Source organism: Erythrobacter neustonensis, from assembly GCF_001663175.1.
Lineage (GTDB): Bacteria > Pseudomonadota > Alphaproteobacteria > Sphingomonadales > Sphingomonadaceae > Erythrobacter > Erythrobacter neustonensis.
The window spans coordinates 2,189,468-2,206,918 of sequence record NZ_CP016033.1 but is presented as its reverse complement, the minus strand read 5'-3'; the positions used below and the strand labels follow the sequence as shown (position 1 = coordinate 2,206,918).

Sequence of the window (17,451 nt, the reverse complement as noted above, 5' to 3'; positions counted from 1 at the left end):
GGATGTCATTTGCGCATCTCGTCCCACAGGTTTTGAACCTCGATAATTAACCAGTCCAAGGCCTGCTGGAATTCATCTGCCGCTTCCTTGCTTGTGGGGTCATCACGGAACCGAACGAATTTTTTCGAAAGGGAATACAGGTGTCCCCAAAGCATGGCCACGTCCAGCCAGCTGACGCTGTTGGCGTCCCGTTTTGCGTAGGCGCGGAAAGCTTCACGCGTCAGTTCCGAAACCGTCATACCAAGTTTCTTCGCAGTCCATTCGATGTCCTCTTTCATATCGCCGACATCGACCGACAGCCTGCAACGGGCAGCCGAGCTTCGCTTTTTCCGGGTCATCGTGAACCCTCCCAGCCATGCGAGAAGCAACGCGCCGAGCAGGGCAAAGTAGATGGTGTCAGACACCATCCATCCTGTAGAATTATTGACCTATAGATTTTCCTTCTCTTGCCCCATGGAGGGGTGTGTCGGGGATCCAGCCTGAATGTTAGAGATGGTGCGGAATGTGTTGGTGCATGTGTCATACCAGCATTTTAGGCTGGCGAGGTTTTTTCAGGAAGTTCGCAAAGCGTTATTTCTGAAGGCCTGCCGAGTTTTGCACCCCGCTCGAACAGGTCCGGCGCTTGTTATCCCGAGACTTAAGGGTCAACTTTCCAATGGGAAACTTTCCTACCTGAGCCTCTTAATGGAGGCTCATCACGGATCGCCAGGTCACTGGAAGTAGGTGTTCGCATGCATCTTGCGCTTGTTAGCGCTGTGCTGCGCGTCAAACGAGACAACGCCGCTCACGTCGAAAACGAACTAGTTCAAGCGTCGAGATGACCGCTTTCGGCATCGCTGATATCACCTGCTGATGTCCGCAACTGGGTGGGGAGCGGAAGGGCGGCTTTCGAGTGATAGAACCCGATAGCTGCTGTTGATCGCAGGCGAGCGACGCATCGCCAATCGCCGCCAACCAAGACGTTCTTGAAGCCACGGCACGGCGAGAGTTTTTTCTCAAACCAACCTCTCCAGCTTGATAGATTGGACCGCAAGCTGAGGACATGTCGCAAGTTCTGGTCGGACGGACATGGACCGTTGCTGTGACCCGCCACTGCTAACTCGCTCGTCCCGGTCCCATCAGGATCAACCCTGCTCCGGCGAGACAAATTGCAGCGCCGATTACATCCCACCGGTCGGGTCGTGCGCCTTCGACACTCCAAAGCCAAATCAGTGACGCTGCGATGTAGACGCCGCCATAGGCTGCGAATGCGCGGCCCGCAGCGGATGTATCGACCAGCGTGAGGAGCCAGGCAAAAATCGCGAGCGACACCATGCCCGGCGCAACCCACCAGGCAGATTTGTCGAGCCGCAACCATGCCCAGAACGAGAAGCAACCGGCGATCTCCGCCAGCGCGGCGAGCGCATAGATGAGTCCGGTTTGCAGGGTTGGCATGGTTAGTGCTCGATCCGTGGCGATAGTGGGGCTGGGCAGACCATTGCCGGGTGTCGCAGCATCGTCAACGCGGTCTAGTGGATCCATGCACGCGAGGCCGAAGCGTCGGCGCCAAAGCAGCGATCTTCGATCACGTTGCGGTCAGCGTGCGCGGGGCGAGGGTCTCGATGATCTTGCAGTCGGCCACGGTCCCGTGACGGCAGGATCCGATGACCCGGTCCAGTTCGCCGCGCAGTGCGCTCAGATCGGCGATCTTGCGGTCGATTTCGGTGAGGTGGACGCGCGCGATTCCGTCAACGGCATCGCAGGATTGGGCCTTGTCATCCGACAGCGTGAGCAGTTCGCGCACGGCTTCGAGCGTGAAACCGAGATCGCGGGCGCGGCGGATGAACGACAGGCGCGCCAGATGATCATTGCCATAGGCACGGTAATTGGCACTTGTCCGGGCGGGTGGCGGCAACAACCCGATCTTTTCATAATAGCGCACCGTCTCGACCTTCGTCGCCGTGGCGCTCGCGAGTTCGCCAATTTTCACTGCCACTCCTTCGGGCTTGACCCTATAGTTGCTACAGGGTGTAGATAGAATGCCGACTCGCAGATTGTCGAGAAGGCAAAAAGATGGCTGATGATTGCTGCAAGGCCGCGTGCGGAACGACGGCAACTCTGAACGACCCGCGCTGGCGCAGGGCTTTGTGGATCGCGCTCGGCGTGAACGCCGGCATGTTCGCGGTGGAAATGGCGGCAGGGGCCGCTGCGGACAGCCGCGCGTTGCAGGCGGACGCACTCGATTTTCTGGGCGATGCCACCAATTATGCGATCAGCCTGCTGGTCGCCGGGATGGCGCTGGCATGGCGCGCGCGGGCGGCGCTGGCCAAGGGGCTCGCCCTCATTGGTCTGGGTGGTTGGGTCATGATCACAGCCGTTCTGGCGGCGCTCGGCGGAGCTGCACCCGAGCCTGAACTGATGGGAATCATCGGCGCGCTCGCGCTGGCGGCCAACACCGGTGTCGCCGTCATGCTCTACCGTTTTCGCACTGGAGACGCGAACATGCGCTCGGTCTGGATATGCTCGCGCAATGACGCGATCGGCAATATCGCCGTTATGGCGGCCGCACTTGGCGTGTTCGGCACCGGAACAGCCTGGCCCGACCTCATTGTTGCAGCGATTTTGGCGCTGCTCGGGATCAGCGGCGGCATTCAGATTGTCCAGCAGGCACGGCGTGAATTGCGGAGCGTTGCGGCATGAAGGTTTCCCGTTCGACACATATCGCGCTCAAGCCGGAGACGGTCTGGGCCGAGGTGCAGACGGCGGGCCTGTTGCAGCATATCGCTTGGCCGCTGGTGCGCTTCATCCCGGTCGATGACGCGGCGTTCGAGAGCTTTCAGCCCGGCGGGCGCTACCAGGCTAAGGTCCGGCTCTTCGGCATGATCCCCTTTGGGACCCAGTGGATTGTGACCTCGCTGCATGAAGCGAATGACAGCGAATGGCCCAAGCGATTGCGCGATGAAGGCAATAGTGCCCTCATCTCGAAGTGGGATCATTGGATTACGGTCGCGCCGGACAAGGACGGCGGGACGCGCTACAGCGACGAGGTCGAAGTTTCGGCAGGTGTCCTGACCCCGTTCATCTGGGCCTTTGCGCAAATCTTCTATTGGCACCGGCAGCGGCGCTGGCGGGGGCTTGCCAAGAGCCTGGCTGCGCGGCGGGTAATCGCGATTGAAATGGCGGCAAACCGTTCAGCGGTAGAAGCGGGCGACGACGATCGTGCGTGGCACCATCTGGAGCGGGTTCATATCGTTTCGCAGCCTTTTCTGGGTCCGCATCTCGCCAGTCATGGCGCCATGCTGGGGTTTGCGATCCGACGGCGCGATTGGAACGAAGTTCTGGGCCAGATGGTCCGGATCATTCTGGCCCCGCTCGGTTCGCTGACGGGCCGGTTGCCGGTGGGTAACACCGGGCGATCCAATGTAAGCGCGTTTGCGCCGATGCCGATACCTGCGGATCTGGCGGAAGCGTTGCGCCAGCAGGAACTAAGTTCGTGACATCGCAGCTGTCAGATTGCTTGATTAACCCCTTTTCAGTATTGCGGCGGTGATGGTGCGTGTGCTTCTTCTGTTTTGGCTGGCGGTTGGACTGGCATTTGGCGGCGCAGAATCGCCGTCGATGGCGCACGACGCTCTGCCCTACAGTGCTGTCCTTGCTGCGTCCGACGTAAGCGGTCATGCCGAAGCAGCGCATCGCGACCATGCTCCCGATGATGAAAATTCCCCCTGCCATGCCATGGTTCATCACCATTGCAGCGTGGGTCTTAATGCCGGCGCGCCGGTCATGGTCGAAAGCCTGTCGCTGGCCCGTGTCGCGATGCGGCCACAAGACAGCGCCATCCTGAGCTCTTTGGCGCAAGCCCCGCCGCTTCAGCCGCCTTCTGCCTGAACTTGCACCGTAACGGCGCACGGACCTGTGGGTTCGCGCACTGAACGCATGCCAAGTTCAGGAGTTTTTCATGCCCATATCCTTGCGCGCCGCCCTTATGGCTGCGGCGCTCGTCACTGCCTTTCCGGCCTTGGCCGAACCCATAACGCTCGAGACTGCAATCGAGCGCGCCATTGCAAGCCAACCGCGCCTGGCAGCCGCTGAGGCGCGTGTCGACGCTGCCGAAGCGCGCACGCGTCAGGCGAATGTCGGTCCCAATCCGCAAGTCAGCCTCGAGGTCGAGGATTTCGCCGGAAGCGGTCCGTTCCGCGGCTTGGACAGCACACAAACCACGCTGGCGCTTAGCCAACAGCTCGAGATCGGGGGTCAGCGAAGCGCAAGGCGGTCCGTTGCGGCAAGCGAGCGTGAGGTGGCGGCCCTTGCCCTGCTTCGCGAGCGCATTGATCTGGTCCGTGACGTTGAACTGGCCTTTGCCGAGCTGGCAGCGGCGACGGATCAGGCAACGCTGGCGCGCGACAATGCCGCGCAGGCGGCATCGCTTGCCAACACGGCGCGCATTCTGGTCGAAGCGGGCCGCGATCCGCCGCTCCGGCAATTGCGCGCCGAAGCGGCACTCGCCGAAGCGCGCGCCGCCGAGGTTGAAACATTCAGTCTCATGCTTGCCGCGCGTCGAAACCTCGCAGTGCTAGTTGGGTCAGATGATCCGGAACTGACGGCCGCAGTGGGCACCCCGCCGCAACCTCGACCAACGAACGATCCTGCCTTTATCGGCATCGACGAGCGGCTTGCCGAGGCGGAACGCCGCGTTGCTGCCGCGCGGGTAACGCTGGCGCAGTCGGCTGCTGTTCCTGATGTTACGGTAAGCGGCGGGCTGCGGCGTTTCAATGACGGGCGCGATACTGCCCTCGTTGCAGGCGTGTCGCTGCCGATCCCGATCCGTGACCGCAATCGCGGCGGGATCGAAGCGGCGCGGGCGGAACAGACCGCAGCCGAATTTCAGGCAGAGCGGGTCCGGGCCGAGGCGCGGCGCGACAGGGCGCAGGCACAAATGCTGGTCGAAGCTGCCGAGACGCGATTGGCCGCGCTTGAAGGGCCCGGCCTTGCCCAAGCCGAAGAGGCGGTGAGGCTGGCGCAGATTGGCTACAATGCAGGGCGCTTCTCGCTACTCGAATTGCTCGACGCCCAAGGCGCGCTGACCACGGCGCGACGTTCCATCATTGAAGCCCGGCTCGACCGGGCCCGCGCGATTGCCGCGCTCAATCGCGCCTACGCGCGCGAGGAGAACTGATCATGACGATTGACCGGAAAATGCTGGCTCTGATCGGCGGGGCCGCGATCATTGCCCTTGTGGGTGGCGGCGCGGGCTATGTGCTGCGCGGCGACGCAGCACATAGTGATGAAGCTGCCCAAAGCGCTGAGTCTGGCGGCGATGCCGATGCCGAGGCGGCGCCCGGGGAAGGCACCATCATGGTGACCGAAGCGCAGCTGCGCACAGCAGGGATCGTGGTTGCAGCGGTCGGAGAAGGCTTTGCCGGGGGCGAAGTGACAACGGCGGGCGTGCTGGTGCCGCCGACACAGTCGGTCGGTCATGTCACCGCACGCACGTCGGGCGTTGTCGTGCGGATCCTGCGCCAGCTTGGCGACCGGGTCGCGGTAGGCGATGCGCTTGCTGTCATCGACAGCCGCGAGGTTGCCGAGGCGCAGGGCGCCTCGGCACGCGCACGGCGCGCAGCCGAAGCCGCACGTACTGTTCTTGCGCGAGAGGAAAGTCTGTTCCGCCAACGCGTCACAGCACGTCAGGATTATGAAGCAGCAAGGGCCGCCTACGATGCGGCGCGAATTGATGCGCAGCAAGCCGAGCAAGCCTTGCGCGCGCTCGGCGCGGGAACGGGAGGAGGCACCACCCGGCTGATGACGCTGCGTTCGCCGGTCGCCGGCGAAGTGACGTCGGTGACCGTAACGCCGGGTGAATATGTTCCGCCCGAGCGCGAGCTGTTTCAGGTCGCCGATCCGCGCACGGTCTGGGCGGAGTTGATGATTCCCGCGCGCGATATCCAGCGCGTTCGGGTCGGCCAGACGATCATGCTTTCTGTCCAGGGAAGCGATCATCCGCACACGGGCAGCATCCGCTTTCTCTCACCCGCCGTTGATCCAGCCACTGGCGCGGCCAAGGCCATCGCCACCATCGACAATCGCGATGGCGACCTTCGGGTTGGCCAGAATGTCAGCGCGCGGGTTACGACGCCCGGGAGCGATGGCCAGCGGGTGCCAGTCGTGCCGCGCAGCGCAATTCAGGAGGTTGAGGGGCGCAGTGTTGTTTTCGTGCGCACGCCGCGCGGCTTTGTCGTGCGGCCGGTGACGGTGGGCACCGGCAGCGATTCCGCCGTGCCGATCATCTCGGGTCTGCGCGTCGGCGAACGCGTCGCGACCGTCAATGCCTTCGTCCTCAAAGCGGAACTCGGCAAGGCCGAGGCCGAACATGATCATTGAGAGGACGAACCATGATTGAAAAAATCCTCGCCTTCGCCGTCGAGCGAAGGGTGCTGGTGGTCCTCCTGACCGCCTTCGCCGCCGTTTATGGCGCAACCCAGCTTGTACAGCTGCCCGTCGATGCGGTGCCCGACATTACCAACCGGCAGGTGCAGATCAACGCCGTCGCGCCCTCGCTCGGGCCGACGGAAATGGAACGCCAGGTCAGCTATCCCATCGAGACTGCCATGGCGGGCATGCCCGGCCTCGTTGAAACCCGCTCGATTTCGCGCAACGGGTTTGCGCAGGTCACGGTGATCTTCACCGACGATACCGATCTCTATTTCGCCCGCCAGCAAGTGGGTGAGCGCTTGACGCAGGCGGCGGGCACATTGCCGCCCGGGGTGGATCCACAAATCGGACCGGTGTCGACCGGCCTTGGCGAAGTGCTGATGTGGACAGTCGACTTCGCGCATCCCGACGGGCGCGGGGCTCCGCGCGCGCGGACCGGGCAGCCGGGCTGGCAAAATGACGGCAGCTATCTTACGCCTGAGGGACAGCGGCTGACTACGCCGGAAGAACGGCTGACCTACCTGCGCACGGTCCAGGACTGGATCATTCGGCCACAGATGCGTCAGGTTGCCAATGTGGCGGGTGTCGACGCCATCGGCGGTTTCGTGAAGCAGTATGAAGTCGCACCCGATACGGTGCGTCTGGCCGCCGCCGGTCTTTCGATGACCGATCTCGTCGACGCGCTCGAACGAGGCAATGTATCGAGCGGTGCGGGCGTGGTCGAGCGCAGCGGGGAAGGACTTGTGGTTCGCGCCGATGCCCGTGTGTCACGCGGGTCTGAAATTGCCAATATCGTGATTGCCCAGCGTGGCGGGGCGCCGGTGCGGGTCGTTGATGTGGCGACCATTTCGTCGGGCCGCGAGGTCCGCACGGGTGCAGCCAGCGTCAATGGTCATGGCGCTGTGGTTGGCACCGCCCTGATGCTTGCAGGTGGCAACAGCCGCACGGTGGCGGCCGAATCCGCCGAAAAGCTCGAAGAGATCGGCGCGGCCCTCCCGCCCGGTATTGTCGTGACGCCGGTGCTTGATCGTTCGGTGCTGGTTGATGCGACGATCAGCACGGTGGCCAAGAACCTGACCGAGGGCGCGCTCCTCGTCATTGTCATCTTGTTTCTGCTGCTCGGAAATTTTCGCGCTGCCATCATCACGGCACTGGTGATCCCGCTGTCGATGCTGCTGGCGGCAATCGGGATGGTCAAAGGGGCTGTTTCAGGCAATTTGATGAGCCTCGGCGCACTCGATTTCGGGCTGATTGTCGATGGCGCGGTCATCATCGTTGAAAATTGCCTGCGCCGTCTGGCCGAGCGTCAGCATCATGAAAACAGGTTGCTCAGTCTGCAGGAGCGGCTTCACGAAGTGATGGTTGCTGCGCGCGAGATGATCCGCCCGTCGGTGTTTGGTCAGGCCATCATTATCTTGGTGTATCTGCCGCTGCTCGCGTTCGACGGGGTGGAAGGCAAGATGTTCGCGCCGATGGCGATCGCGGTGATGCTGGCGCTTGCGGCAGCGTTTATCCTGTCGCTGACCTTCGTACCAGCGATGGTGGCGCTGCTCGTGACTGGTAAGGTCGAGGAGAAGGAGCCGCGTGTGCTGGCGGCAACCCGGAGCCGCTATGAGCCCTTGCTCGACAAGGCGCTGGCCCGGCCATGGGTGGCTGTCGGCTCGGGAGCGGCGATTTTCCTTACCGCGCTCGTCGCCTTCACCAGCCTTGGTAGGGAGTTCATTCCGCAGCTCGATGAAAAGAATTTCGCGCTCCATTCAATGCGGATCCCGTCGACGAGTGTCGAGCAATCGGCCTCAATGCAGTTGCAGGTTGAGCGGGTGATTGCTGGCTTTCCGGAGGTAACGACGGTCTTTTCAAAGACGGGCACGGCGGAAGTTGCGACTGACCCGATGCCGGGCAATGTGTCCGATACTTTCGTGATCCTGCGCCCTCGAGACGAGTGGACCGATCCGTCTGAAACGAAGGCCGCGCTGATTGCCCGAGTGGAAGCCCGCCTGAACACGCTGCTCGGCAACAACTTTGAGTTCAGCCAGCCCATCCAGATGCGGTTCAATGAGCTGATTTCGGGCGTGCGCTCCGACGTGGCGGTCAAGGTCTATGGCGATGACTTTGAAACTTTGAATGCCACGGCGCAGCGCGTTGCAACTGCGCTGCGCGCGGTCGACGGCGCTTCGGATGTCAAAGTCGAGCAGACCGAAGGCCTGCCGGCACTGGTGATCGATTTCGACCGGGCCGCGATTGCCGCTTATGGCCTGTCCGTTGGCGATGTAACCGATGTGGTGCAGATCGCGCTCGGCGGCCGCGAAGCCGGGCTGGTGTTCGAAGGCGATCGGCGGTTTGATGTCGTGGTGCGCCTGCCCGAAGAACAGCGGCGCGATCTAGATGCGCTTGCGGCCTTGCCAGTGGCATTGCCATCGGCAGATGGCACGGCGCGGTCAGTGCAGCTGGGCCAGCTCGTTCGCTTCCGCATCGAAAACGGTCCCAACCAGGTCAGCCGCGAGAATGGCAAGCGCCGGGTGGTGGTGCAGGCCAATGTCCGCGGGCGGGACTTGGGCTCGTTTGTTGCCGACGCGCAAGACGCGGTTGCCAATGATGTGCAGATCCCTCCGGGTTTGTGGATCGACTGGGGCGGCCAGTTCGAGAATCTCGAGCGCGCCCAAAGCCGCCTCAGCATCGTGGTGCCACTCGTCTTTGCGGCGATCTTTGCGCTGCTTTACGCAGCGCTGGGATCGGCAAGCCGTGCGGCGATGGTCTTCTCCGCCGTCCCGCTCGCGCTGAGCGGGGGCGTGCTGCTGCTATGGCTGCGTGGCATGCCCTTTTCGGTCTCTGCAGCGGTTGGCTTCATCGCTCTGTCGGGCGTGGCAGTGCTTAATGGGCTGGTCATGATGTCGAGCATCCTGGCGCTGCGCCAGAACGGCAAGGGCGTGCTGGAGTCGGTGCGCGAAGGAGCGCTAATGCGCCTGCGGCCGGTGCTGATGACGGCATTGGTAGCCAGTCTCGGCTTCGTACCGATGGCGTTGGCGAGTGGCACGGGGGCAGAAGTGCAGCGACCGATCGCGACGGTGGTGATCGGGGGGCTGATCTCGGCAACCTTGCTGACATTGGTTGTCCTGCCCGCACTGGCCCGGCTTGTGCTCGACCGGGAAGCCCGAAACTTCCCCGACGATGAGCCGCAGGCTTTATTGCCCGCGACGGCGTAGGATGAGGATCAGATGCATAGGAAAATGGACCAAGAGAGAGACGATGAACCACAGCGATAAGCGATTTGCATCGCCGTTTTGCGAACGGTGCTTGAACACAGAGGAGGCAGGCTGATGGGCGCGAGCCATGATCATGGCGCGGGTGGTCACCAAGGGCACAGCCACGGTGCCGGTGCTAGCACCCGGCGCCTTGCCATCGCACTTGGGCTGACCACGACCTTGCTGATCGCCGAACTCGTCGGTGCCATTGTCTTTGACAGCCTGGCGCTGCTTTCCGACGCTGCGCACATGGTCACTGACAGTGCGGCGCTGGCGATTGCGCTGGCGGCGGTCAAGATCGGTCAGCGTCCGCCCGATGATCAGCGTACCTTCGGTTATCGGCGATTCGAGATATTGGCTGCTGCCTTCAACGCGATCCTGCTGTTTGCGGTTGCCGGATATATTCTGATCGAGGGGATTGGGCGGTTCTTTGCACCACAGCCCGTCGGATCGGTCGGGATGCTGATCGTCGCAACGCTCGGGTTGCTCGTGAACGTCATTGCGATGCGGATACTCGCCGGTGGCAAAGAGGACAGCCTGAACCTCAAGGGGGCCTATCTCGAGGTGTGGGCTGACATGCTTGGCTCGCTTGGCGTCATTGGTGCGGCCATCGCAATCTATTTCACCGGTCTCAACTGGATCGACCCGGTCGTTGCGATCGCAATCGGTCTCTGGGTGCTGCCCCGCACGTGGATATTGCTGCGCGATACCACGCATATCCTCCTGCAAGGCGTGCCGCGTGGGTTCGACCTCCAGGCCATCCGGGGTGCGATGGGCGAGATTAGGGGCGTCTCGGGAGTGCATGACCTGCACTTGTGGTCAGTGGCGGGCTATGACGCCAGCCTGACTGCGCATGTTGCGATTGGTGACACTGAGGATGCGGATACTGTGCGGCGCGACGTTGCAAAGATGCTGGAAGCGCGGTTCGCAATCAATCACGTCACGATCCAGACAGAAGCCGTGCCGTGCACTGATGCGGCGGCATTGCATCGCTGAAGGTCCCTTCACCCCTTCTGCATGGGTGTAGCATTACGCCTTCGCGCCAGAAAACGACTGCATGACAGATCCGGCCATTGGTTCGGCATAGAGCACTTTCCGACCGGTTCGAGCCTTGAGAATATGTGGCCGCTTTCGGGAAAGCGCAGGTCGTGACCGGACGGTACAAATGGGGTCGATAGCTGACGGACAGGAAATTTTTGCGAACCGGGCATAGCCGACGCAGCCCCTAAACGATCGCCGAAGCGGCTAGCTGGCGACTTAATGAGCTTTGCTAGCGGGGCGGTCACGCCCCCCTGATCACGTTCGCCGATCAGTCCTCAGCCCCGCCCGCATTCGGCCCTTGCAGCGGGATTCGTCCTATGTCACATGCCTGTGCACACGGCGTTCGCGGCGTGCTGCAACCCGCGGTTTTCCGGGCTTTGCGGGTGGTCGGAAGAGTGGACTCGCATCCTGTCTCCCCGACCATTTTGCCATCTCAGGGCGTCTTGACGGCTCGTCGGGCTGGATTTTGACAAAGCCCACACCGCTTTCAAAGGCCCAACATTGCATTCGCGAATGCAATGTTGCGAAGCCTGCCCGCCGTCAAGCGCTGGGGGATCAGCGGGGACAGCGTGTGAACCCACCTCGGCGATTGCGTGTTTACCTCAGCGGCAGGCCCCGGTGCGGCGCTGCCGGACGATGCGTGCGGCGCCGCTCGATCGGGCCGGGCAGCGCCAGATAGCGCAGCCGCTTGGCTTCCTTGCGTCCGCGCGTGACGGTGTCGAGAATCAGCGCGCAGCACAGGCTCAAGGAGGCAAGGATCATCGCGGCGGCCGCCAGCACTGCGGTCGGCAGCCGGAGCACCAGCCCGGTTTCGAGAAAGTCCGCGACCACCGGCAAGCCGAGGCCAAGCGATGCCGCCGCCAGCGCAAGCGCGATCAGACCGAAGAACTGGAACGGGCGCTCCATCCGCAGCAGCACCGAAATCGTCGCAAGGATACGCAGCCCGTCCGAAACGGTGCTGAGCTTGCTGACCGACCCTGCCGGACGTTCGGCGAACTTGGTCGGCACTTCGGCGGTCGGCATTTCGAGTTGGAGGGCATGGATGGTGAGTTCGGTTTCGATCTCGAAACCCTGGGCCATCACCGGAAAGGACTTCACGAAGCGGCGGGAAAAGACCCGGTATCCGCTCAGCATGTCGTTGAACCCGCGCCCGAAGGTCGAGCGCACGAGCGAGCTCAGCATCCAGTTGCCGAACTTGTGCGCGGGCCGGTAGGCACCGCAGGCAGCATCGGCGCGCGATCCGACCACCATGTCGAGGCCTTCATCGAGCAGTTTCCTGACCATCGCGGGCGCTGCCTCGGCTTCGTAGGTCTCGTCGGCATCGCACATCAAGTAGATATCGGCGTCGATATCGGCGAACATCCGGCGCACCACGAACCCTTTGCCCTGCCGCGTCTCGCGGCGCACGATCGCCCCCGCCTCGCGCGCAATCGCGCCCGAACCATCGCTGCTGTTGTTATCGAAGACATAGATCTCGGCGTCGGGCAAAGCCGCCTGAAACCGTGCGATCACGGCCCGGATCGCGAGCGCTTCGTTGTAGCACGGCAGAAGCACCGCGATGCGCGGATGCTGCGCGAGCGCGGCCTCTTCGATCTCGAAGATCTGGTGGTGCAGCATGTTCATGCCGAGATCCCTTCACGCTGCCCCATCGGCCGCTTCCCCTTCGCAAACGTCACGGGTCTGATGAAGAATATTGGTCAACAATTGGTGAACGCGGGGGCGTTTGCCGGCTTCGTGCGGGCTTGCTGGCACAGCGGGCGGCGGCACAATTTGTTAACCAATAAATGCAAGAGATTGCGGCACGCCACGAAGGGGACGGCCATGGAAATCGCAATGACCAAAATCGCTGATGCCGCGGGCCCCGACCGTCGTTCGGCAATCGACGCGCGCGGACAGCAGGTTGACGGCGCCATACAGCGGCGGCGGCGGCGTCCTGGCATCGTCGATGCCGACTGGCTGGTGCTGCGCGAATTGTCGCGCGCGATCGATACCCATGCCGCAAGGCTTGCAAAAATGTGCCGCAGGGTGATCGACCTGGGCTGCGGCGAACAACCTTATCGGGCCTACTTCGAACAGCGCGGCATCGCCTACCGCGGCGCGGACCTTGGCGATGGGAGCGAAATTGCGATCACGCCCGATGGCCGGGTGTTGGCCGAGACTGCGTCCGCCGATCTGGTCACGAGCTTTCAGGTGCTCGAACACGTGCGCGACCTCGATACCTATCTGTCGGAAGCCGCGCGCCTGCTTGCACCCGGCGGCAAGCTGCTTTTGTCGACCCACGGAACCTGGCTTTATCATCCCCACCCCGAAGATCATCGCCGCTGGACGCGCGAGGGGCTTATCAACGAACTCCAGTCGCGCGGGTGGAAAGTGGAAAGCTGGCAGGCGATCTGCGGACCGTTGGCGTGGACGACCATCGTCAGACTGACGGGCTATTGTTACGTGCTGCGCCGCGTGCCGGTGGTCGGCGCCGGGCTTGCCGGTATGCTCGCGCTGGTGATGAACCTGCGGGCTGCGCTCGAAGACGGGATCACGCCGCCGGCGATCCGCGACGATAATGCCTGCGTCTATCTGGTGCAGGCCCATTTTACGGGGGAGTGAGCGCACTTGTCTGGTTGGCGCAACCTCGTTTCCTATGGCCTGATCGCCGCGCTGTGTGCCGGGTTGCATCTTGCGATCCTGGTGACCGGCGATGCTTTGGGCCTGCATTTTACGGTGCTGGTCACAGCCTCTTTCGTGGTCTGCGTGATCGTCGGCTATCTCGGGCATTGCCGTTTCACCTTCGGGGTCGCGCCGCGGCTGGCCGAACTGGGGCGTTATACGCTGGCAATGACGGCCAATTATCCGCTGACCTTGGCGATTGTATGGCTGTTGCATGATCGCATGGGCCTGCCGATGCTGATTGCCGCACCCGCCAGCACCGTGCTGCTGACCGCCTACAACTTTCTTTCGAGCCGCTGGGCCGTCGCCCACTCACTCGCCCGCCAGTCCGACGGAGCAACGCAGCCATGACCGCCATCACCATCGGCGCTGTCGCCGATATTCTCGAACAGCACACGCCGCTGTATCGCAATCGCCCGCCAGTCTATCAGACCGTGATGCTGGCCGATCTTGCGCAGGTCTGGAAGGTGCATCATGCCAATCTGCTCGATGTGGGGGGCGGAACCGGGGTGATGGCGCAGGCGATGCAGGCCCTGCTGCCGGTCGACAAGGTGACCGCGATCGACGTCGTCGACCGCTATTTTCCGACCCTTTCGGTGGAAACCCGGGTGTATGATGGCGCGGTGCTGCCTTTCGCGGATGCAAGCTTTGCCGCTGCAACCATCAACAACGTGATGCATCACGTCGACCTTGATTACCGCGCGGGCCTGATGCGCGAGATCCGCCGCGTGGTGGATGGCCCCGTTTACATCAAAGACCATGTCGCGATCTCGAAGCTCGACCATGCCCGCCTTGCCGTCCTCGATGCGATCGGCAACATCCCGTTCGGCGGCCAGGTCAACGCGCGTTACCTGTCCCCTGCCGAATGGGATGCGCTGGCGCGCGAGGCCGGCTACCGCATTGCCGCCACCAGCAGCGGGACATATCGCAGCGGCATCATGGCGCGGATCTTCCCCAACCGGCTCGAGGCCGCCTTCCGCCTCGATCCTGCCTGATTGCGCCCGGGTCGCTCGATGCGCATTCTGACGGTTTCCTCGTTTTTCGAAAGCCACGGCGGCGGGCTGGAGATTGTCGCCGGGGCGCTGGCGCAGGCCTTGGCCAAGCGCGGGCATGACAGCCGCCATGCCGCCGCTGCGGTATCGCCCACACCCACGGGCGGCGGGGTGCAGCGCATCGCGCTGGCGGCGCATGATCCGCTCGAGGCGGTGACCGGCCTGCCCATGCCTTTGCCAAGCCGAAAAGCGAGACAGCAGCTCGAAGACGAGGTGCGATCCGCCGATGCGATCGTGATCCACGATGCGCTTTACGCCAATTCGCAGCTCGCACGCCGTTATGCGCGGCGGCATTCCAAACCGTGGCTGGTGATCCAGCATATCGGCGCGATTCCCTATCGCCGGATCGCGCTGCGGGCGGCGCTGATGGCGGCCAATCGCCTCGTCACCCGTCCAACGCTTCGCGCTGCCTCGCAGGCGGTGTTCATCAGCGATACCGTGCGGTGCCAGTTTGCCGATGTCGGCTTTGCGCATCCGCCCGAACTGATGTTCAACGGGGTCGAAGGCGAGCTTTTCCGTCCGCTCGCATCGGCCGAGCGCAAGGCACTGCGCCGCCGCCTCGGATGGCCCGACGCGCGGCCGCAGCTATTGTTCGTCGGCAGGTTCGTCGAGAAGAAAGGGCTTGAAACGCTAAGAGCGCTCGCCTCTTTGCGCCCCGATTGCGATATCGTGATGGTCGGCAGCGGGCCGATCGATCCGGCGGACTGGAACCTCCCGAACCTGCGCCTGCCGGGCCGCAAATCGCACGCCGAACTGGCCGAGCTCTACGCCGCTGCCGACGCGCTGGTGCTGCCTTCGGTGGGAGAAGGCTATCCACTGGTGGTGCAGGAAGCGATGGCAAGCGGACTGCCGGTCTATTGCGGGCTCGACAGTGCTCTGGCGGACCCGGACGCGACCCGGTTCCTGACCGGGATCGCGGTGGATCCGCTGGCGCCGGAAGCGACCGCGCGCAGATTTGCCAGCGCGATCGGCAAGGCGCCCCTGCCTGCCCACGACGAGGCGGCGGCGGCTTATGCGCGCGGCCGTTATGATTGGGATCGCAATGCAGCCTGGATCGAACAAAGGCTCGCCGCGCTGGTCGCCTGAGCCCGTTTCGCGTTCGGCCTGCCGCGCGCGAACGCTGGCGCTGGATCTTGCGGTCGAAATCTAGCGCGGCGATGGGGTGCAACCGGCAGGGATGATGCGGGGCGCGTCGTCGCTCGGCACCGCATGCAGCCCGAACCTTGCGGCCTCGGCATCGGTGAAGAGCGCGACCTTGTAGCGGCGGCACAGCGCGGCGAGCTGTGCATCGTCCAGCAGACCGGCAGCCATGCGCTTGGGCCGGTTGCGCAGCAGCGGGTCATTGCGGATCAGATCGACCGCATAGATGTGCTGCGGCGCATCGATCAGCACCACATCCACATCGCGCGCGGAAATCCACGCATCTGCCGCCCGATATGGCGCGGCGAAGGCGTAGGCCTGCCACGCCCGGATCGGCACCAGCAGCAAGGATACCGCCAGCGCCGCACCGACCATAGCGCGCGCGCGTGCATACCCCTGCGGCTGATCGCTCAAGCGGACAAAACCATAGGTCGCCAGCAGGCAGGCGCTGCCGAGATGACCGTGGAGATAGCGGTAGCCCCAGCCGTGCCCCTGAAACGCCAGAATGACGACGAGGAAGCCCACCGTAAGCGCGATCGCGCCCAGCATCGCCCGCCACACGCCCGCCATCCGCGCAAATCCTGCCACGGCGATCAGCATCAGCGGCAACAGCAGCGCGTTCTGCCAGGTCACAAACCGGATCAGATTGAGCATCATCAACGTGAAGTTGCCCGGATTGAAGTCGGCGACAAGGACCAGAAAACGGCTGAGTAGCAGCGCGGTGCCGGTTCCCGTGCCGCCGCCGCTGGTCGTCACCGCCGCTACACCCAGCGCGTTGTAGAGAATGCTGTCATAGGCGCTCCAGATCAGGAAACTTGCGGCAATGGCAAACGCCTGCAGCGCAGCGGCCGCACGGCGCTTTTCCAGCCACGCATTCAGCAGGAAGGGCGCGGCGAACAGCGGGAAGAACACCACCTGATGCAGCCCCACCGCCAACAGCGGCACGGCGGCAGCGGCACACTGCGCGCGCCAGTCGCTGCGCAGAAACAGCCACAGCCACCCGAGGTTCAGCGCCAGATGCGCGCTCATCGCGTAGGGTGTCATGCCGGTGATCAGCAACTGGCTCGAACTGACCATCAGCAACGCGCACAAGGCGGGCGCGTAAGGCGCCTCGGGCAGCAGCCGCCGCGCCAGATCGGCCGCGACCAGCACCGCAAAACCGGTGAGCAGCGGTGAAGCGAGCGGTCCGCCCAGATATTGCAAGGCGGCGTTGCCCGGCAGATATTCCGACGCCCACCAGCCATCGGGCGTGATCCGCGCAAAGATTGGCTGCAAGGCTTGCGCATAATCGCGCCATTCGGCGGGGATCTGCACCAGACCCGCTCCGTTGGCCAACACCACCCCGTCGGCCTGCGCCCAGAATTCGTCCATCGACAGCGCAAACCGGCCGAACACCAGCCACACGCCCGCCGCGCATACCCCGGCAGCGCCAAGCGCCAGCAGTGCCGGATTGACGCGCAACGCCGCGGCAAGAAACCGGTTGAGGCGAAGCGCCAGGCGATTATCCGCGCGCCACGCGCGCAGCCCCATGAAAGCAATCACCAGCCCGATCAGGACCGGCAGATCCTGTGTCAGGAAGTATCTGGCCGTTATGAACGGGATGTTCGCACCATTGTTCATCGACCACACCAGCGGCACGATCGTCGGCAAGACCAGAACCGTGATCACGAACAATGCACGCGAAAGGGCCTTGTCCAGAAGATCCCCACCCAGCCGCTCGGGCGGTTGCGACGCGTTGTTCATATGCCCCCGAATGCTTGCCTGCGGCGGGCCTAGGTGATCGTCGCAAGCTTGGAAAGTGCATGTGAACCGGTCCCGGCGATCGCAAGCGCGTGAAGGGCCTCACCTTTGCGCAAAGCGAGGCAATGTCGGGCGCGGGGAAACGCGAAGTTGTCGGCGCGCCTTCG

General features: G+C 63.4%; 16 protein-coding genes. 11 read left to right on the top strand and 5 right to left on the bottom strand.

Annotation, left to right across the window (positions count from 1 at the left end):
• Window positions 1-5: 5 nt before the first annotated feature.
• The 3 genes from A9D12_RS10175 to A9D12_RS10165 form a co-directional block, all read right to left on the bottom strand.
• Window positions 6-404: a hypothetical protein gene (locus A9D12_RS10175; RefSeq protein WP_156522861.1), complete on the bottom strand. Its 399-nt coding sequence runs from the start codon at window positions 402-404 to the stop codon at window positions 6-8.
• 691 nt (window positions 405-1,095) lie between these two features.
• Entirely contained in the window at window positions 1,096-1,434 is a 339-nt protein-coding gene (locus tag A9D12_RS10170) for a YnfA family protein (RefSeq protein WP_068351460.1), read from the bottom strand.
• Between the two features lie 130 nt (window positions 1,435-1,564).
• The gene (locus A9D12_RS10165) at window positions 1,565-1,969 is read right to left on the bottom strand and encodes a MerR family transcriptional regulator (protein WP_052241857.1); all 405 of its coding nucleotides are present in this window, start codon (window positions 1,967-1,969) and stop codon (window positions 1,565-1,567) included.
• 83 nt (window positions 1,970-2,052) lie between these two features.
• On the opposite strand from A9D12_RS10165, the gene A9D12_RS10160 reads away from it, so the two are divergent.
• The 7 genes from A9D12_RS10160 (at window position 2,053) to A9D12_RS10130 (ending at window position 10,646) form a co-directional block, all read left to right on the top strand.
• The gene (locus tag A9D12_RS10160) at window positions 2,053-2,679 is read left to right on the top strand and encodes a cation efflux transmembrane domain-containing protein (RefSeq protein WP_068351457.1); all 627 of its coding nucleotides are present in this window, start codon (window positions 2,053-2,055) and stop codon (window positions 2,677-2,679) included.
• On the top strand, window positions 2,676-3,476 hold the full coding sequence (locus tag A9D12_RS14735; RefSeq protein WP_231889595.1) for a DUF3703 domain-containing protein: 801 nt from the start codon (window positions 2,676-2,678) through the stop codon (window positions 3,474-3,476). The genes A9D12_RS10160 and A9D12_RS14735 overlap by 4 nt, the downstream gene beginning before the upstream one ends.
• A 52-nt stretch (window positions 3,477-3,528) precedes the next feature.
• A complete protein-coding gene (locus A9D12_RS10150) occupies window positions 3,529-3,867 on the top strand; it encodes a hypothetical protein (RefSeq protein WP_068351454.1) in 339 nt (112 codons plus the stop codon).
• A 97-nt stretch (window positions 3,868-3,964) separates the two neighbouring features.
• Window positions 3,965-5,155, top strand: a complete 1,191-nt coding sequence (locus tag A9D12_RS10145) for a TolC family protein (RefSeq protein ID WP_197489803.1) — start codon at window positions 3,965-3,967, stop codon at window positions 5,153-5,155.
• 2 nt (window positions 5,156-5,157) lie between these two features.
• The gene (locus A9D12_RS10140) at window positions 5,158-6,357 is read left to right on the top strand and encodes an efflux RND transporter periplasmic adaptor subunit (RefSeq protein WP_068351447.1); all 1,200 of its coding nucleotides are present in this window, start codon (window positions 5,158-5,160) and stop codon (window positions 6,355-6,357) included.
• Window positions 6,358-6,368: 11 nt separating this feature from the next.
• The gene (locus A9D12_RS10135) at window positions 6,369-9,611 is read left to right on the top strand and encodes an efflux RND transporter permease subunit (protein WP_068351444.1); all 3,243 of its coding nucleotides are present in this window, start codon (window positions 6,369-6,371) and stop codon (window positions 9,609-9,611) included.
• 114 nt (window positions 9,612-9,725) lie between these two features.
• Window positions 9,726-10,646, top strand: a complete 921-nt coding sequence (locus A9D12_RS10130; RefSeq protein WP_068351441.1) for a cation diffusion facilitator family transporter — start codon at window positions 9,726-9,728, stop codon at window positions 10,644-10,646.
• Between the two features lie 642 nt (window positions 10,647-11,288).
• Here A9D12_RS10130 and A9D12_RS10125 read toward each other — a convergent pair.
• The gene (locus tag A9D12_RS10125; RefSeq protein WP_082925513.1) at window positions 11,289-12,314 is read right to left on the bottom strand and encodes a glycosyltransferase family 2 protein; all 1,026 of its coding nucleotides are present in this window, start codon (window positions 12,312-12,314) and stop codon (window positions 11,289-11,291) included.
• On the opposite strand from A9D12_RS10125, the gene A9D12_RS10120 reads away from it, so the two are divergent.
• The 4 genes from A9D12_RS10120 to A9D12_RS10105 are packed head-to-tail and all read left to right on the top strand — an operon-like array spanning window position 12,258 to window position 15,490.
• Window positions 12,258-13,292, top strand: a complete 1,035-nt coding sequence (locus A9D12_RS10120; RefSeq protein ID WP_082925512.1) for a class I SAM-dependent methyltransferase — start codon at window positions 12,258-12,260, stop codon at window positions 13,290-13,292. The two genes, A9D12_RS10125 and A9D12_RS10120, sit on opposite strands and share 57 nt — an antisense overlap.
• A gap of 6 nt (window positions 13,293-13,298) precedes the next feature.
• The gene (locus A9D12_RS10115; RefSeq protein WP_068351435.1) at window positions 13,299-13,703 is read left to right on the top strand and encodes a GtrA family protein; all 405 of its coding nucleotides are present in this window, start codon (window positions 13,299-13,301) and stop codon (window positions 13,701-13,703) included.
• The gene (locus tag A9D12_RS10110) at window positions 13,700-14,347 is read left to right on the top strand and encodes a class I SAM-dependent methyltransferase (protein ID WP_068351432.1); all 648 of its coding nucleotides are present in this window, start codon (window positions 13,700-13,702) and stop codon (window positions 14,345-14,347) included. The genes A9D12_RS10115 and A9D12_RS10110 overlap by 4 nt, the downstream gene beginning before the upstream one ends.
• 18 nt (window positions 14,348-14,365) lie before the next feature.
• The gene (locus A9D12_RS10105; protein WP_068351429.1) at window positions 14,366-15,490 is read left to right on the top strand and encodes a glycosyltransferase family 4 protein; all 1,125 of its coding nucleotides are present in this window, start codon (window positions 14,366-14,368) and stop codon (window positions 15,488-15,490) included.
• A 60-nt stretch (window positions 15,491-15,550) separates the two neighbouring features.
• On the opposite strand, the gene A9D12_RS10100 is transcribed toward A9D12_RS10105, so the two are convergent.
• Window positions 15,551-17,287, bottom strand: a complete 1,737-nt coding sequence (locus A9D12_RS10100; protein WP_068351426.1) for a hypothetical protein — start codon at window positions 17,285-17,287, stop codon at window positions 15,551-15,553.
• Window positions 17,288-17,451 lie beyond the last annotated feature (164 nt).

What these genes read in the sequence shown, in the direction of transcription:
- A9D12_RS10170 (WP_068351460.1), bottom strand. Translation starts at nt 1,434, where the DNA reads ATGCCAACCCTGCAAACCGGACTCATCTATGCGCTCGCCGCGCTGGCG.
- A9D12_RS10160 (WP_068351457.1), top strand. Translation starts at nt 2,053, where the DNA reads ATGGCTGATGATTGCTGCAAGGCCGCGTGCGGAACGACGGCAACTCTG.
- A9D12_RS14735 (WP_231889595.1), top strand. Translation starts at nt 2,676, where the DNA reads ATGAAGGTTTCCCGTTCGACACATATCGCGCTCAAGCCGGAGACGGTC.
- A9D12_RS10150 (WP_068351454.1), top strand. Translation starts at nt 3,529, where the DNA reads ATGGTGCGTGTGCTTCTTCTGTTTTGGCTGGCGGTTGGACTGGCATTT.
- A9D12_RS10145 (WP_197489803.1), top strand. Translation starts at nt 3,965, where the DNA reads ATGGCTGCGGCGCTCGTCACTGCCTTTCCGGCCTTGGCCGAACCCATA.
- A9D12_RS10140 (WP_068351447.1), top strand. Translation starts at nt 5,158, where the DNA reads ATGACGATTGACCGGAAAATGCTGGCTCTGATCGGCGGGGCCGCGATC.
- A9D12_RS10135 (WP_068351444.1), top strand. Translation starts at nt 6,369, where the DNA reads ATGATTGAAAAAATCCTCGCCTTCGCCGTCGAGCGAAGGGTGCTGGTG.
- A9D12_RS10130 (WP_068351441.1), top strand. Translation starts at nt 9,726, where the DNA reads ATGGGCGCGAGCCATGATCATGGCGCGGGTGGTCACCAAGGGCACAGC.
- A9D12_RS10120 (WP_082925512.1), top strand. Translation starts at nt 12,258, where the DNA reads ATGCTGCGCGAGCGCGGCCTCTTCGATCTCGAAGATCTGGTGGTGCAG.
- A9D12_RS10125 (WP_082925513.1), bottom strand. Translation starts at nt 12,314, where the DNA reads ATGAACATGCTGCACCACCAGATCTTCGAGATCGAAGAGGCCGCGCTC.
- A9D12_RS10110 (WP_068351432.1), top strand. Translation starts at nt 13,700, where the DNA reads ATGACCGCCATCACCATCGGCGCTGTCGCCGATATTCTCGAACAGCAC.
- A9D12_RS10105 (WP_068351429.1), top strand. Translation starts at nt 14,366, where the DNA reads ATGCGCATTCTGACGGTTTCCTCGTTTTTCGAAAGCCACGGCGGCGGG.
- A9D12_RS10100 (WP_068351426.1), bottom strand. Translation starts at nt 17,287, where the DNA reads ATGAACAACGCGTCGCAACCGCCCGAGCGGCTGGGTGGGGATCTTCTG.